The sequence below is a fragment of the Pseudobacter ginsenosidimutans genome (assembly GCF_007970185.1).
Classification (GTDB): domain Bacteria; phylum Bacteroidota; class Bacteroidia; order Chitinophagales; family Chitinophagaceae; genus Pseudobacter; species Pseudobacter ginsenosidimutans.
The window spans coordinates 3,461,419-3,476,260 of sequence record NZ_CP042431.1 but is presented as its reverse complement, the minus strand read 5'-3'; the positions used below and the strand labels follow the sequence as shown (position 1 = coordinate 3,476,260).

The 14,842-nt window shown below is 46.1% G+C and carries 12 protein-coding genes and 1 riboswitch; of the genes, 6 read left to right on the top strand and 6 right to left on the bottom strand.

The genetic code is table 11. The annotated features are described in order from the left end of the window. Nucleotides 1–2 precede the first annotated feature (2 nt). From FSB84_RS14150 to bioB, 3 genes are read left to right on the top strand one after another with little or no spacing between them, the layout of a single operon-like run. Nucleotides 3–1,496, top strand: coding sequence for a sulfatase-like hydrolase/transferase (locus tag FSB84_RS14150; RefSeq protein ID WP_130544306.1), 1,494 nt, complete (start codon nt 3–5; stop codon nt 1,494–1,496). Then, nucleotides 1,493–3,028, top strand: coding sequence for a sulfatase-like hydrolase/transferase (locus FSB84_RS14145; protein WP_130544307.1), 1,536 nt, complete (start codon nt 1,493–1,495; stop codon nt 3,026–3,028). The genes FSB84_RS14150 and FSB84_RS14145 overlap by 4 nt, the downstream gene beginning before the upstream one ends. A 42-nt stretch (nt 3,029–3,070) precedes the next feature. Further along, nucleotides 3,071–4,048, top strand: a complete 978-nt coding sequence (bioB, locus tag FSB84_RS14140; protein ID WP_127130025.1) for a biotin synthase BioB — start codon at nt 3,071–3,073, stop codon at nt 4,046–4,048. Here bioB and FSB84_RS14135 read toward each other — a convergent pair. The 3 genes from FSB84_RS14135 to lon all read right to left on the bottom strand — a co-directional run bounded on the left by FSB84_RS14135 (nt 4,045) and on the right by lon (nt 8,351). Then, nucleotides 4,045–4,479 carry a response regulator gene (locus FSB84_RS14135; RefSeq protein WP_130544308.1) on the bottom strand — a complete coding sequence of 145 codons (435 nt, stop codon included), beginning with the start codon at nt 4,477–4,479 and terminating at the stop codon, nt 4,045–4,047. The two genes, bioB and FSB84_RS14135, sit on opposite strands and share 4 nt — an antisense overlap. A gap of 140 nt (nt 4,480–4,619) precedes the next feature. After that, nucleotides 4,620–5,657: a type IX secretion system protein PorQ gene (gene porQ / locus FSB84_RS14130; RefSeq protein WP_147122173.1), complete on the bottom strand. Its 1,038-nt coding sequence runs from the start codon at nt 5,655–5,657 to the stop codon at nt 4,620–4,622. Between the two features lie 288 nt (nt 5,658–5,945). Beyond that, nucleotides 5,946–8,351 carry an endopeptidase La gene (gene lon, locus FSB84_RS14125; RefSeq protein ID WP_130544310.1) on the bottom strand — a complete coding sequence of 802 codons (2,406 nt, stop codon included), beginning with the start codon at nt 8,349–8,351 and terminating at the stop codon, nt 5,946–5,948. A 189-nt stretch (nt 8,352–8,540) separates the two neighbouring features. Between lon and FSB84_RS14120 the strand changes: the two genes are divergently transcribed. The 3 genes from FSB84_RS14120 to FSB84_RS14110 all read left to right on the top strand — a co-directional run bounded on the left by FSB84_RS14120 (nt 8,541) and on the right by FSB84_RS14110 (nt 11,168). Further along, nucleotides 8,541–9,113 carry a Crp/Fnr family transcriptional regulator gene (locus FSB84_RS14120; protein ID WP_130544311.1) on the top strand — a complete coding sequence of 191 codons (573 nt, stop codon included), beginning with the start codon at nt 8,541–8,543 and terminating at the stop codon, nt 9,111–9,113. Between the two features lie 30 nt (nt 9,114–9,143). Beyond that, nucleotides 9,144–9,211, top strand: a riboswitch (Fluoride riboswitch). Between the two features lie 35 nt (nt 9,212–9,246). Continuing rightward, nucleotides 9,247–10,599: a voltage-gated chloride channel family protein gene (locus FSB84_RS14115; RefSeq protein WP_130544312.1), complete on the top strand. Its 1,353-nt coding sequence runs from the start codon at nt 9,247–9,249 to the stop codon at nt 10,597–10,599. A 92-nt stretch (nt 10,600–10,691) separates the two neighbouring features. Further along, nucleotides 10,692–11,168 (top strand): DoxX family protein, encoded by a 477-nt coding sequence (locus FSB84_RS14110; protein WP_130544313.1) that lies wholly within the window; start codon nt 10,692–10,694, stop codon nt 11,166–11,168. An 834-nt stretch (nt 11,169–12,002) separates the two neighbouring features. On the opposite strand, the gene FSB84_RS14105 is transcribed toward FSB84_RS14110, so the two are convergent. The 3 genes from FSB84_RS14105 to FSB84_RS14095 form a co-directional block, all read right to left on the bottom strand. After that, nucleotides 12,003–12,590 (bottom strand): porin family protein, encoded by a 588-nt coding sequence (locus FSB84_RS14105; protein ID WP_130544314.1) that lies wholly within the window; start codon nt 12,588–12,590, stop codon nt 12,003–12,005. Nucleotides 12,591–12,701: 111 nt separating this feature from the next. After that, nucleotides 12,702–13,289, bottom strand: a complete 588-nt coding sequence (locus tag FSB84_RS14100; protein ID WP_130544315.1) for a porin family protein — start codon at nt 13,287–13,289, stop codon at nt 12,702–12,704. A gap of 157 nt (nt 13,290–13,446) precedes the next feature. After that, nucleotides 13,447–14,694, bottom strand: a complete 1,248-nt coding sequence (locus tag FSB84_RS14095) for a metallophosphoesterase (RefSeq protein WP_130544316.1) — start codon at nt 14,692–14,694, stop codon at nt 13,447–13,449. Between the last annotated feature and the right edge of the window lie 148 nt (nt 14,695–14,842).

The window sequence follows — 14,842 nt, the reverse complement described above, 5'->3', positions numbered from 1 at the left end:
ACATGAAAACAGTATTAAGCAGACAACCCTGGTTCGTTCTACTGCTACCGTTGTTTTTCGTATTTCATGGGTTTGCCGGCAACTTCCATTACCTGAGCATTATTGACGTACTGTCTCTTGCGGGAATGTACATGGGAGCCTCAGTGCTCGTATACCTCATCATTCGGTTACCACTCAGGAACAATATCAGGGCAGGTCTGTTTGCAGTTTTCCTGATGGCATTTTTTTTCTTTTTCGGTTTCCTCTTCGATACCCTTAAAGCGTATGCGCCTTACCGGTGGATGTACAAATACAGTGTTCTTCTTTCTGCTTTTTTGGTGATTGCAATTATACTGTTCATTTACCTGCTTAGAACAAAAAGAGAATTCGGCAATACAGCTTTCTATCTCAATTTGCTGTTGATCTTCTACCTGCTGTTCGATATGGGCGCCATACTGTACAAAGGTATTTTCGACCCCAATGCGAATGAGAAGATCACTGCTTCCGGCGCAGCGCGTATACCCGAAGGAAAGCCGAAACCGGATATCTATTTGCTGCTGTTCGATGAATATGCAGGTGATCTGTCGCTCAGGCAATGGATGAATTACGACAATTCCGCCAACAGCAATTTTCTGCGCAGCAGGGGATTCTTTGTGGCAAAAGCACCGTTCAGCAACTACAAGTATACTGTTTTCTCAATGGCATCCATGCTGAATATGGATTTCATCTCCTGGTATATCGAGAACAAAAAGCCTTCCCGCGAGGATCTGGTGAATTGTGGCACTCTGGTTAAACACAGCGAGGTCACAAAATTCCTGGCAGCCAATGGTTATGAGATCGTCAATAACTCCATTTTCGATATAGACAAATATCCTGCACATATCAACCAACGGTTTCTCCCCGTAAATACCCGGCTGATCAGTGAGGAAACCCTGATCTACCGGTTATCCGTAGACTTTGAATGGTGGCTGAGGAAACAACCAGTTCTGAAAAAACTCCTTCCTGTGGAAACCAGGGAGGATGAAATGATGAATATCGAAAGGGCCATCGACTTTACCATGAAAGAGCCCTCCAGAGAATCCGGCAGACCTAAATTCGTTTACAGCCATTTTATGGTCCCTCATTTGCCTAATTTCTTCGATTGCACCGGTAAACGATTATCGTATGAACAATCCAGGTTCTCTTCCTTCCTCAAAGGTCATTATGACCAATACCTGAACAATCTTCAATTCGCCAATAACCTGATCAGAAAACTGGTCACCAATATCCAGCAGCAAACCGGCAACAGGGCAGTGATCATAGTTATGTCCGATCATGGATTGCGCAAGCCCTGGCACCCTTCGCAACCATGCCTGGAAAACAATAATATGAATGCCATATTTTTACCCGGTCAACAATATGACGGATGGACGGACAGCACCACCAATGTGAACCAGTTCCGGATACTTTTCAATACCTTGTTCGATCAGCAATACAAACTATTGCCGGATAGCTGTATTAAAATGGGGCATGAATGAAAAACTTAGTTCGCAAACAGCCATTATTTGTAATCCTGCTTCCTGTATTTTTTATTTTACATGGATTGGTTGCGCATGCAGGTTTCATTTCATTGAACAGTATCTGGCCATTGCTGTTGTCTATGCTGGCAGGAGCGGGAATATTGTACTTCATTTCACGCATCATATTGAAACAGCCCGTCAAAGCAGGTTTATTCACTTTGTATTGTTTAGGATTCTATTTTTTCTTCGGCGCCCTTTATGATTTTCTGAAAGTGTGGTCGCCCTGGACATTTCTGTGGAAATACAGTGTGCTGTTGGCGGGTTTTACACTTTTCGCTATTTTGCTTTTTGTTCTTCTCTTCCGCACAAAAAAGGATTTGAGCAGAACAGCATTATTCTTCAATCTCCTCTTCCTGCTCTTCATAGTTTTTGACCTTGTGAAACTGTCGGGCCATTATCTCGGGGCCGGAAAAAATCCTTCCGCTGCTTCAGGTAAAATGATCATTCCTTCCAAAATCCATAAACCTGATATCTATCTGCTGCTTTTTGATGAATATTCATCAACGCAAAGCCTGAAAAAAATGTACCGGTTCGATAACAGCGCACTGGACAGCTTCCTGGTACAACAGGGCTTTCATCTCATTTCCGGCAGCAGAAGCAATTATCATGAAACCATGTTTTCCATGGCCAGTTGTCTGAATATGGATTATCTGCACTGGGTAGAACCGGGAATGTACCTGCGTCGTGAACACTTCCAGCGATGCGCCAGTGAGATCCGGAACAATGAAGTGGTGCAGCTGCTTTCTGACAATGGCTATCAGATCGTGAACCAAAGCATCTTTCACCTCAAACATCACCCTGCTCCTGTAAGCCAGCGATGGCTGAATGTGGATACCAGGCTGATCACAGAAGAAACCCTGATGGGCAGGCTTTGTTATGAATTCAACTGGTTCTTTGAACGGTATGCTTTATTCCGGAAGATATTACCGGTAACCTCTTATCAGGAACAGATGCAGAATAATGACCGCTGCCTGGAAGCAGTGTTGAATACTTCTGCAAAACAACACAGCAGTCCACGTTTTATCTACGGACATTTTATGTTACCGCATTATCCTTTTTACAGAGACAGGAATGGGAAAATAGCACCTGACTCTGTTGTGAACGGTGTGCAACAGAACAGACTTGACCCGCTGCCCAAATACCTGGAATATGTACAGTATGCCAATATCGAAATAAAGAAACTGATCGCCGGGATCCGCGCCAACGATCCACAGGCTGTTATTCTTTTTATGTCTGATCACGGATATAGATGGAATGTTATGGCTGCTGAGATCTCCAATGTATTCTATAATCAGAATGCCATTTACCTGCCTTCGGGGAAATATGGTCAATTCTACGATAGTATCACCAATGTGAATCAATTCAGGACACTTTTTAATACTTTATTTGAACAGCATTACAAACTGCTGCCGGATAATTGTGTAAGAACAGCGCTTCCTGGTATTTACAAACCAGTTCCCAAATATGAGGATACTCCAGCTTCAAAATAACCTTTATATTCGCCCTCTCAACACCCTTAAAATATTTTTGATATGATCAGAAACGACTGGACTTTGACCGAAGTGGAAGATTTATACAATACGCCCTTATTGGAATTGATCTACAAAGCAGCTACGCTGCATCGTGAGTACAACGATACCGGCGAGGTTCAGGTGTGCACCTTGTTGTCTATCAAAACCGGCGGCTGTTCTGAAGACTGCGCTTATTGTCCGCAGGCCGCCCGTTATCATACCGGCCTGGATGTTCAGGCGCTGATGAAAAAAGATGAAGTGCTGGAGTATGCGAAAAAAGCAAAGGATGCAGGGTCCACCCGCTTCTGTATGGGCGCAGCCTGGCGTGAAGTGCGCGATAACCGCGATTTTGACCGGGTGATAGATATGGTAAAAGGTGTGAACGAAATGGGCATGGAAGTTTGCTGTACGCTGGGCATGCTCACGGAAGAGCAGGCAAAAAAACTGGCCGATGCCGGTCTCTACGCTTACAATCACAACCTCGATACATCTGCTGAATATTATGGTGATATCATCACCACCCGCACTTATGACGACAGGCTGAAAACGCTCGACAATGTCCGCAAGGCTGGCGTTTCCGTTTGCTGTGGTGGCATTGTTGGTCTGGGAGAATCCCATGAAGACCGCATCAAAATGCTTCATACGCTGGCTACAATGCCCGAGCATCCTGAAAGTGTTCCGGTGAATGCACTGGTGCCTGTAAAAGGCACGCCGCTGGAGAACAATGCAAAGGTGAATGTATGGGACCTGGTGCGTATGATCGCCTCCGCACGCATCCTGATGCCAAGAGCAATGGTAAGACTAAGCGCAGGAAGGACCAGCATGAGCATTGCCGATCAGACACTTTGTTTCATGGCCGGAGCCAATTCAATTTTTGCAGGAGAAAAATTACTTACCACGCCCAATCCAACATTTGATGAGGACATGGCCATGTTCGATCTGCTGGGACTAAAACCCCGCGAAGCTTTCAAGGGAGAAAAGGAAATGGTTCAACACTAACCGGCAGCCCGCGCTGTATTGGTTGTAGTGGAGTGGATATTGGTGATCTCTTTGCAGAAGTAGGGCTGACCTTCCAGTACCTGAAGGATGGCGGCGATCATTTCTTCGCCGGAGGAATTCTTGGTAACATAACCATTGGCGCCGGCCTGCATGAGGCCATTCACATAAGCCCAATCGGTATGCACTGATATGCCGATAATGCGGATGTCTTTGGAGAACTCGCGGATCTTGCGGGTGGCTTCAATGCCATTCATCGGTTCCATATTGATGTCCATCAATATCACCTGCGGCTGCAGGACCCTGGAAGCTTCCACCACGCGGTGGCCATTTTCACAAACAGCGATCACATCCAGCCGCGGGTCCCGGCTCAGCAAGAGCCGCCAGGCCTCCCGGACCAACCGGTGATCATCTGCAATCACGATTTTTATCATGGAACAACTAAATTAATGTAAGGCCCAAAAGTTCATTCAAATTGGCGAGAAAACCGTATTTGTTCCCATCAATTTCAGCCAAGTCAAGGAAATTTGATAAGGTCCACTAAGGGGAAACGTGTACTGGACACCCCTGCGCGTTATTTCCCGGTGCCCAGGTAGTCGTTCATCCGGAGGCTCAGCCCAAATTGATTGAAAGCGATATTACGCTGGAACCAGCTCCTTGCATACCGGATCTGTAGTTTCTTGAACAGGGCTCCCACCCCCAGCGAAAATCCATTCAGCCCATTTCCCTGAGTTCCGGCATTCAGTTCCTTCCTGCGCATATGATTGTACCCCAGGCTCAGTTCGATCTTATCTGTAACATAGCACTGGGCGCCGATCACAACATGACGGAACAGTTTGTCCAGGAAAAAATCCTTTCCTTTTCCATTCTGTTCAAAACCGTTCTCCTCATTGAATGCTGTGTCTTCATAACGGATATCGAATCTTTGCAAATGCCAGGCCGTAATGGAAAATTGAAGGGGTGCATTGGCCAAACGCTTCGAAATACCCAGTTGCAGGTCGAAAGGCAGCTCTTCTTTTTCCGATCCTGCATAGACCGTCAGCTGCGCTCCCATATTCTTTGCCACAAATGAAGCCTGCCATAATGAAGCAGAATCATAATAACTGATGCCAATATCCAGCGCCAATCCGGAAGAACGATAGATACCGTAAGAAGAATGAATGAATTTAAAAGAAGCGCCGTAATGCCATTTGTTCATGTACTGACGGCTGGCACTGGCCTGCACTACATAATCAACAGGACGGAATTCTCCGTTGATATTTCCTGAAAGATCTGTTTTCGGTACTGAACCATAATTCATGAACTGCACACCCAGGGCAAAATCGGTATTGATGGCTTCATGATGATAACCCGCCATCAGGTGATACTGCTGCAAACCGCCCTTCAGCGAATTGAAAGATAACTGCGTTTGCGTATGCATGTTATTCCTCAGCAATGCTGGATTATTGTAAGCGAGACCAATGTCGTTCGTGATCTGTGAAATATTGATACCACCGAGTGCGGTGAGTTGAGGAGCGTTGGGAAGTTTGAGAAAATTGAAGACGGTACTGCCCCCAATGTCTGGGACCGGAGCTGAAACTGTGTGAACACAGCCATCGATATGAGGAGCCATCGTCTCATGCAGTCTGGGCCAGCGAAAATAGCTATTTACTGCTCAAAAAAAATTCCTCCATTGACATGGAGGAATTCCTTTAACCCTTAAAACAACCAACATGAAAAAATTTTCAATTGATACTATAAATATAACATGATTAGAGTCCTTTTGTTGGCCTTCCCTGCTCATATATCGATTAAAATGATATTAAAAAGCCTCGCCCCGAAAAGCCAAATTCCCTGAAATACCCTACCACATTGGGTTTCGGGAGTTCAGGGAATTCAATTATCAATCGTTGGATAAATGTTAAACAAGCGCAAGTTCCAACACCTGCTGCATGGTCTTCACGAAATGGAACTTCATGCCCCTGATAAATTCAGAATCAATCTCCTGAACATCTTTTTCGTTCTGCCAGCAGAGAATGATCTCTTTGAGGCCCGCGCGTTTGGCAGCCAGCACCTTCTCTTTGATACCGCCTACAGGCAGCACCTGACCTCTTAAAGTTATTTCACCAGTCATGGCGAGATAGGATTTCACCTTACGGCCTGAAAATGCGGAAGCAATGGCCGTCATCATAGTGATACCTGCACTCGGGCCATCCTTGGGAACAGCACCTTCGGGTACGTGAATATGAATGGTGCGTTTCTCGAACATGACCGGATCGAGGTCCAGCTTTTTAGCGTTGGACTGCAGGAAAGTAAGTGCCGTAGCAGCGGATTCTTTCATCACATTGCCGAGATTGCCGGTGAGCTTGAGCTCTCCTTTTCCTTCACCGAGGCTGGTTTCTATGAAGAGAATATCGCCTCCTACATAGGTCCAGGCAAGTCCAACTGCCACACCCGGCATATTGGCCACCTTGTAAATATCATTACTGTACCGCGGTTTGCCCAGGATCTTTTCTACATCCTTTGTGGTGAGAACGGTCTTTATCTTTTCCTTCATTGCGTACTCCCTGGCTTCATAACGCATGATGCTGGCGAGCAGGCGGTCCAGTTCACGAACACCGCTCTCCCTGGTATAATCCTGCACGATCTTTTCCAGTACTTTATCACCCAGCTTGAAATTGAAATCTTTCAGTCCGTGCGCATCCTTTTGTTTGGGCACGAGGTGACGTTTGGCGATTTCCACTTTTTCCTCCACTGCATACCCGCTGAGATCGATGATCTCGAGACGGTCGCGGAGCGCAGGCTGTATATTATTGATATTATTTGCTGTGGCGATGAACAGCACTTTGCTGAGATCGTATTCCAGCTCCAGGTAGTTATCGTAAAAAGTATGGTTCTGTTCGGGGTCAAGCACTTCCAGCAAAGCGGAAGAAGGATCACCGCGAAAATCATTACCTACTTTATCGATCTCATCCAGGATGATCACAGGGTTGGATGATTTGATCTTGCGGATAGACTGTACGATGCGGCCAGGCATTGCGCCGATATAAGTTTTGCGATGGCCGCGGATCTCGCTTTCATCATGCACACCACCCAAACTGATGCGAACATACTTTCGCTGGATGGCGCTTGCAATGCTGCGTCCCAGCGATGTTTTACCGATACCGGGAGGTCCAACAAAACAGAGGATCGGGCTCTTCATATCGCCTTTCAGCTTCAGCACGGCGAGATATTCCAGGATGCGCTCCTTCACTTTCTTCATGCCGAAATGATCTTTGTCCAGCAGCTTCTGTGCCTTCCTGAGATCATAATGATCTTCCGTGTAATCTCCCCAGGGAAGGTCCAGCATCAGATCGAGATGATTGTATACTACAGAATAGTCGGGCGTGGAAGGATGCATACGCTCCAGTTTCTCGATGCCCTTGCGGAACATTTCCTTTGCAGCTTCAGGCCATTTTTTGGCTTCTGCTTTCTTCTGCATATCCCTGATCTCACGGTCGTTTGAATCGCCACCCAGCTCTTCACGGATACTCTTCATCTGTTGATTGAGGAAGTATTCGCGTTGTTGTTTATCGAGCTCTGTTTTTGTTTTGGTGGTGACCTTGTTCTTCAGTTCCGCAAACTGCAGTTCGCGCTGCAGCAATTGCATCAGCAGGTCTGCACGCGCTTCGATATTGTTCAACTGCAGCAGTTGCTGCTTTTCTTTGAGATCAGTATTGAGGTTGCTGGAAATAAAATGGATGAGGAAAGAAGGGTTCTCGATATTCTTCAAAATGATACTTGCTTCTGAAGGAATATTGGGAGAAAGCTGTATGATCTGTGTGGCCAGTTCTTTAATATTGGACACATACGCTTCAAAGTCTTCCTGATTTTTGGGCACTTCATCATCCGTTAGCAGTTCCACTTTTGCTTTGAAATAAGGATCTTCAGACACGATGCCTGCCACTTTGAAACGGCGTCTGCCCTGGATGATCACTGTGGTGCCGCCGTCCGGCATCTTGATCAGCTTCACGATCCGTGCTACTGTTCCGATATCTTCCAGGTCGGAAACGGTTGGATCTTCGATGTTGCTGTCTTTTTGCGCAACCACACCTACGAGCTTATCAGCTTTGTAAGCATCGTTCACGGCTTTGATACTTTTATCTCTGCCCACTGTGATGGGGAGCACCACACCGGGAAACAATACAGTGTTACGAAGGGGCAACAGTGGAAGTTCTTCGGGCACTACCAGTTCTTCACCATTATCTCTTTCATTCTCGTTCAGGGGAATTATCGGCAGAAAATCCATTTCATCCTCTGCCTGAAAAAGTAAACCGGGTTCTTTCATTACTTCATTTTATCTTATGACAAAATAACACACTCAGCGTGAAATACCTATGATTCTGAATAAGCTGGCTATAGTTCAAGATTGATGCCAAGCGGATAAGCCGGTGATCGCGGGCATAAATCAGGTCAAAAGGGCAGGTGACTGGTCAAAGGTTGGTTTCAAAGGTAGCAATTCCTGTAACTTTAGCTCATGTACGAACGCATTCTTCAGAACCTTTCCCGGTTCATCAGCCTCAGTCCGGAAGAGACGCAACTTTTTACCTCGTCCATCAAAGTGAAACAACTCCGCAGGAGACAGTACCTGCTTCAACCAGGTGATGTGATGCGGTACGAATGTTTTGTTACCGAAGGTTGTCTACGTCAGTATTATGTGGACGATAAAGGGGTGGAACATACGCTGATGTTCGCTTTCGAGGACTGGTGGTCCGGTGATATGTACAGTTTCCTCAGCGGGCAACCTTCCAAATACAACCTGGAAGCCCTTGAAGACTCCACGCTTCTGCTGATCGAAAGGCAAAGGCTGGAAGAGTTGTATGATGAGATACCGCAGCTGAACCGATTCTACCGAATCCTGCTCCAGAATGCATACATCGCCATGAGCGAACGGATCAATCAAACGCTCACCATGACGGCCGAAGCGCGTTACCATGCTTTCCTCAACCGGTACCCGCATTTCGAACAGCGCCTATCATTGAAACATATCGCTTCCTATCTTGGCATCACACCTGAAAGCCTGAGCCGGATCCGCAGCTACAAAAAATAAGAAAAATGGAATAATGTAAAAGCATACATTTGTGATCAAGGAAATGGTGTCTTCCTATTTGAACCGTTCTTCCCAGAACTGATGGCGCCTGCAAATAATAACTGGCCACAGGCCATAAAAAATCTATTGCAGGATGACATTTAAAAAGAATTTCCCCGGACAGGCAAATATCGCCCTACAATTACTTCACTGGACTTTACTGATCATACCTGTATCTGTGAGCATCGGCTTGCTGGTAGCCTTTTTTCTTTGGTTACTGGACCTGGCCACTGTAACCCGGCAGCAGCATATCTGGCTGATCCTGCTGCTTCCCTTCGCGGGTATCCTCATAACCTGGTTGTATAGCCGATGGGGAAAGAATTCCGATGCCGGCAACAACCTCATCATGGATGAGATCCATCAGCCCGGTGGCGGGATCCCTGCCAGGCTCACCCCTCTTATCTTATTCACCACCGTGCTCACGCATCTCACCGGTGGCTCTGCAGGCCGCGAAGGCACGGCAGTACAAATGGGTGGCAGTATGGCTGCATTGTTCAGCAAATGGTATCAACCCAATCCGCAACAGAAACGCACCCTGCTCATGTGTGGCATGTCTGCCGGATTTGGTGCAGTATTCGGAACACCCGTTGCCGGCGCCATCTTCGCGACGGAAGTACTGGCCATCGGCCGTATAAAATATGATGCGCTGATCCCCTGCTTCATCGCAGCCGTGATAGCTGATATCACCTGCTCCCTTGTAGGCATTCATCATACGCAATACTTGATTCATTTTTCTACCTCCAATAATTATGATCTGCCAAAACTGCTTTTATTATTGAAGGTGATCATCGCAGGCGTCATATTTGGTGTTGCCGGTTTTTTATTTGCAGAGCTCACTCATTTTATCAAAGACAAAAGCAGGCAGTTCATCCGCAACAAATACCTGATCCCTGTAACCGGCGCGTTGCTGGTACTGGGTATCAGCTTACTGATCGGCAACTTCGATTACCTCGGCCTTGGCGTCAGCAATCCTGCTCCGGGCAGCGTAAGTATTCAATCGGCCTTCTTTACCGGCGGAGCCACCCATTTCAGCTGGGTCTGGAAACTGCTGCTCACCGCCATCACAATAGGCATGGGATTCAAGGGAGGCGAAGTAACGCCGCTCTTCTTCATCGGCGCTACACTTGGCAACAGCATCGCTTCCATCAGCGGTGCACCTGTTGATCTTTTTGCTGGTCTTGGTTTCATTGCTGTTTTTGCTGCCGCCACCAATACTCCCATCGCCTGTACTCTCATGGGCGCCGAACTCTTTGGAGCAGGCAATATCTTTTATTTTGCAGCAGCCTGCTTCACGGCCTATTATTTCAGCGGACATACCGGTGTCTATCATGCGCAGCGCGTGGCTGTAACTAAATTTCATCATCAATTCCGCATTGAAAGATCGCTTCAGCAAATTCGCCAGCTCCGGCAGCTCCGGCAAAAAAGACAGGACCGTCCAAAGTCTTAACATAGGTCAAGATTTTTTCTTAACCTGTGGTATTGGATTACGCATCCGTTTGAAGGCAACTTTGCACCTACAAAATCTTTAAACGGTCTTTTATGAAAAGGAAAATATTCGCAACCGACAATAGCTACAACTGGTTCATTCTTCGCATAGTGCTGGGCGTTGTAGTCCTTGCCCACGGTCTTCAAAAAACCTTTGGCTGGTTCGGCGGCTTCGGATGGGAACAAAGCATGAACTATTTCACCGGCCACGTTGGATTGCCATCTGCACTGGCAGCATTAGTGATCCTGATCGAATCCCTTGGCGCCTTCCTGCTCATCATCGGCTTTGCCGGACGTATCAATGCTTTCCTACTCGGCATAGTAATGATCGGAGCCTTCTTTGTAGATCACAGACACAACGGCTTCTTCATGAACTGGTTCGGTAATCAGCGCGGTGAAGGATTCGAATTTGATCTGCTCATCTGGGCTATAACGGCAGTACTGACAGTTAATGGAAGCGGCCGGCTCTCTATTGATCGCTTGCTCGCTCGGGGTTATGATAATCAGTCTGTGAAATATACCACCGCGTGAGAATGATTATTGAGCTTTGGATGGGAGAGATGGAGCTGTAGTATAATGCCAGGCTTCTTCGCTTATATTTCAAGGCCTGATTATTCATAACCCGTCGCTCGATGAACACCCACTCCATCAGTCAATAGTAATAGTTGCAAGGGGAACCCTGCTTTTATTAGTATTTGCATTCATGTTGCATACTATTATTGTAGAAGAAAGAATGTGAACTCTAAACCAAAACGATGCTCCAGGAAAGCGCGAGATGTTTGAGAAGTAATAAAAACATAGATATAAAAGAGGTAAGAGATATAAAAGAAAATATAGAGGTGTAAAAATTAAGCACATAACCAAGGAGTAGGATATATATCTTTTTCAGATTGGCATTTAATAATTTTTTCAATGCAGTTTTCTTACCAGTATGAGTGTTGAGACAGTAATGAGTGAAACTAAAATCTCTGGTGCTGCAATATGTTAAGTATAATCAAAGTAGCGTCAATAACTAACGTACATACTTACGCGTTCCGAAGCTTTCCCCATCCTCTACCACCCAAAATCCATCGTTATTTATGTTGTAAGTCAGCGATCAAATGAATCCGGCATTGCCGGGATTCAAATTTTGTTTTGGTGATTGCTGCTTGCGGAGGGGATGCGGGCAACGGGCCTTTGAAACATAAGCGAAGTAGTCCGGCAAAGCACCACCGCCCCATCTCTCCAACCACAGCTCAAAAAACTCCTCCCGCGTTGGTTTGTTTCAACAGCCCTGGCCCGCATCCCCCCGCAAGCGCACAAAAACAAAAAATCCCGGCAGCCGAAACCACCGGGATCTTCCCTATAAATAACGTATGGATTTCATCACAACACCCTCACTCCCACATAGACCTGAAATCCCTGGTTCTTCCATTTATTACTCGTTCCCACATCATTAATATCGTTCAATCCTATCACATACCTTGCGCCTGCCTTGAACTTGAGCAGGTTAAGCTGTGCGCCTACCAGCAGGGAGAAGTCTCCTTTCTTGAATGCTTCTTTTCCATTATTGACCAGGTTCTTGTCCTGGTTCAGCAAAGTGCCGAATTGTGGACCTATCTGGAAAGCAAACAGGTTGATAGGACGGTAACTGAATAAAATGGGGATGCTCAGGTAATTCAGTTTTCCTTTCACATCGCTTACCCCTCCGGGATAGACATTATTGAAATCCGTGCCGGTGCGGAAATTCGTTTGACTGAAAAGTACTTCCGGTTGAATTCCGAACTTATCGATGATATAGATCTCACCAAAAGCTCCGATATGATAACCGAATTTGAATTCATCTTTGAACGATTGTCCGTCTACCTTGAAAATATTTGCACCTGCCTTGAACCCGATATGGAGGCTTTGTGAAAAACTGATCAGCGAGAAGAGCAGTAAGCCGGTGAGCAATACCAGCGATCTTTTTTTCATACATATTGATTTAATGGTGTAAACGAATTGATAATATTACTTATACAAGTTACCCAATTGAAAGAACATATAGAAAAAAAGCGCTGTATGTTTATCGCGCACAGCTGCGGCTTAGATGATCCTCAAACCCAGATACAACTGGAAGCCCTGGTTTTTCCATTTCTCTTTATTGTCTACATCATTGATGTCTGAGAGACCAATAACATATCGTCCACCAACCTTAACGCTGCCGAGATTCAGTTGCACGCCGCCGAGCAGGGAGAAATCACCGCTCTTGAATGCTTCTTTTCCATTCTGAAAAAGGTTCTTGTCCTGGTTCAGCAAAATGCCGAATTGCGGACCGGCCTGAAGGCTCAACACTTTGGCAGGTGAATAGCTCAGCAATACCGGGATGCTCAGGTAATTGAGTTTACCTTTTACATCATCCTGGCCGCCGGGGAATACATCTCCGAAATTTTCGCCTGAACGGTAATTCAGCTGGTTCCACATCACTTCCGGCTGGATACCGAATTTATCAGTGAAATTGATTTCAGCAAAGGCTCCGAGATTGTAACCGAATTTGTACTCTTCTTTAAAACTTTTTCCATCCACCTTAAAAATATTGGCGCCGGCTTTTACACCGAGGTGCAATCCCTGCGCAAAGGAAGCAGAGCTAAATATTAGTGCCAGGGCTAAAAGATACAGGGTTCTCTTTTTCATACATTGTAATTTGGTTCATACAGAATTTTTCAACTTATATGCCAGTAACATACAAGCCGATGTTAATATAGACTACCAACCATGCTTTGCCCCCTATTGACGGCCTCACATTATTATGTATGCGAAAATTAGAGTATATGAAACATTGGGGATTTTCCTACCCCAAAGTGATCACGGTAATTTCGGGAAGGATGCCAACACGACCAGGATAACCGATGAATCCGTAACCGCGGTTGACATAGAGTTTTTGTGATTCGTTTTCATATAAGCCTGCCCATTGTTTGTACATATATTGTACAGGGCTCCATTTGAATCCGGGCAGATCAACGCCGAACTGCATTCCGTGTGTATGGCCGGAGAGCATGAGGTCGATGTCCTTGTATTTGGGCACCACTTCAGCATCCCAGTGGCTGGGATCGTGGCTCATGAGAATTTTGAAGGGAAGACCTTCTGTGCCGGGATGTGCTTCTGTGAGTTTTCCATATTTAGGGAAATTGCCTTTGGCGCTCCAGTTCTCGATTCCGAGCAGGGCGATCTTATCTTCTCCTCTTTCGAATATTATATGTTCGTTCATGAGCAATCGCCATCCGAGCTCACCGTGTACTGCTTTCAATCTTTCCAGGTTGGCATGTTTGGCTTCCTGGGATTCCCATCGTACATAATCCCCGTAATCGTGGTTACCGAGTGTTGAATAAACCCCCATAGGTGCTTTGAGCTGGTTGAACACATCCATATAATCCGTCATTTCAGAGGCGCGGTCATTCACCAGGTCGCCGGTGAAGAGGATAAGATCAGGCTTCTCTTTCATGATCTTTTCAATGCCATGCATAACCGCTTTCTTGTCCATGAAACTACCAGAATGGATATCCGAAATATGCACGATCTTCAAACCTTTGAATGCATTTGGCAGATTGGAGAAGCTGAGCGGAATTCGGTTGATATGGTATTTGTACTTATTGGAGAAACCGTAAAGCAGGGTTCCGAAGAGGGTGCTGCCTGCAGCGAGGCCCAGCCAGCTGAGGAAGGCGGAACGGGTGATGCCATCGGATGCCTGTGTGATCTCAACAGAAGGATTGGAGAAAAGTTTCCCGATCACCCACATCCCGCCGCGGCGGATATCGTCCAGGGCAAGGAAGATAGAAACGATGAGTTTGGCAAAGAATAATCCAACGGTGGTGGCAAAAAGATAGGTGCGGAGACCCCGTGGCCAGTTATCGAAATTGATGAAGGGCATCATTACCAGGATACCGGTGACGGTAATGGAAACGAGCCAGTACAGTACGATAATGATGAGCCGGGTTTTAGGGGAATGCTCCGGAAGCACTACTTTGATGGCCTGGTATACATAAATATCGAGGACGATCATGATACCGATGATGACCCACCAGAAACCTGAATTGCGCATTGGATTAGATTTTTTTTGCCTTTGTTAAGAACTTTATTTAACAGTCGAAGCCTGTTTTGGTTGCGATTGTTGGGGCTGAAGTGTATTTTTGCCGTCCCGCCGGCCTGCCGGCACAAATATAACTGGGTTTCCGGTGGGCAAAACTAAA

Excerpts from the sequence above, each read along its gene's own strand:
- FSB84_RS14150 (WP_130544306.1), top strand. The coding sequence starts at position 3 with ATGAAAACAGTATTAAGCAGACAACCCTGGTTCGTTCTACTGCTACCG.
- FSB84_RS14145 (WP_130544307.1), top strand. The coding sequence starts at position 1,493 with ATGAAAAACTTAGTTCGCAAACAGCCATTATTTGTAATCCTGCTTCCT.
- bioB (WP_127130025.1), top strand. The coding sequence starts at position 3,071 with ATGATCAGAAACGACTGGACTTTGACCGAAGTGGAAGATTTATACAAT.
- FSB84_RS14135 (WP_130544308.1), bottom strand. The coding sequence starts at position 4,479 with ATGATAAAAATCGTGATTGCAGATGATCACCGGTTGGTCCGGGAGGCC.
- porQ (WP_147122173.1), bottom strand. The coding sequence starts at position 5,657 with ATGGCTCCTCATATCGATGGCTGTGTTCACACAGTTTCAGCTCCGGTC.
- lon (WP_130544310.1), bottom strand. The coding sequence starts at position 8,351 with ATGAAAGAACCCGGTTTACTTTTTCAGGCAGAGGATGAAATGGATTTT.
- FSB84_RS14120 (WP_130544311.1), top strand. The coding sequence starts at position 8,541 with ATGTACGAACGCATTCTTCAGAACCTTTCCCGGTTCATCAGCCTCAGT.
- FSB84_RS14115 (WP_130544312.1), top strand. The coding sequence starts at position 9,247 with ATGACATTTAAAAAGAATTTCCCCGGACAGGCAAATATCGCCCTACAA.
- FSB84_RS14110 (WP_130544313.1), top strand. The coding sequence starts at position 10,692 with ATGAAAAGGAAAATATTCGCAACCGACAATAGCTACAACTGGTTCATT.
- FSB84_RS14105 (WP_130544314.1), bottom strand. The coding sequence starts at position 12,590 with ATGAAAAAAAGATCGCTGGTATTGCTCACCGGCTTACTGCTCTTCTCG.
- FSB84_RS14100 (WP_130544315.1), bottom strand. The coding sequence starts at position 13,289 with ATGAAAAAGAGAACCCTGTATCTTTTAGCCCTGGCACTAATATTTAGC.
- FSB84_RS14095 (WP_130544316.1), bottom strand. The coding sequence starts at position 14,694 with ATGCGCAATTCAGGTTTCTGGTGGGTCATCATCGGTATCATGATCGTC.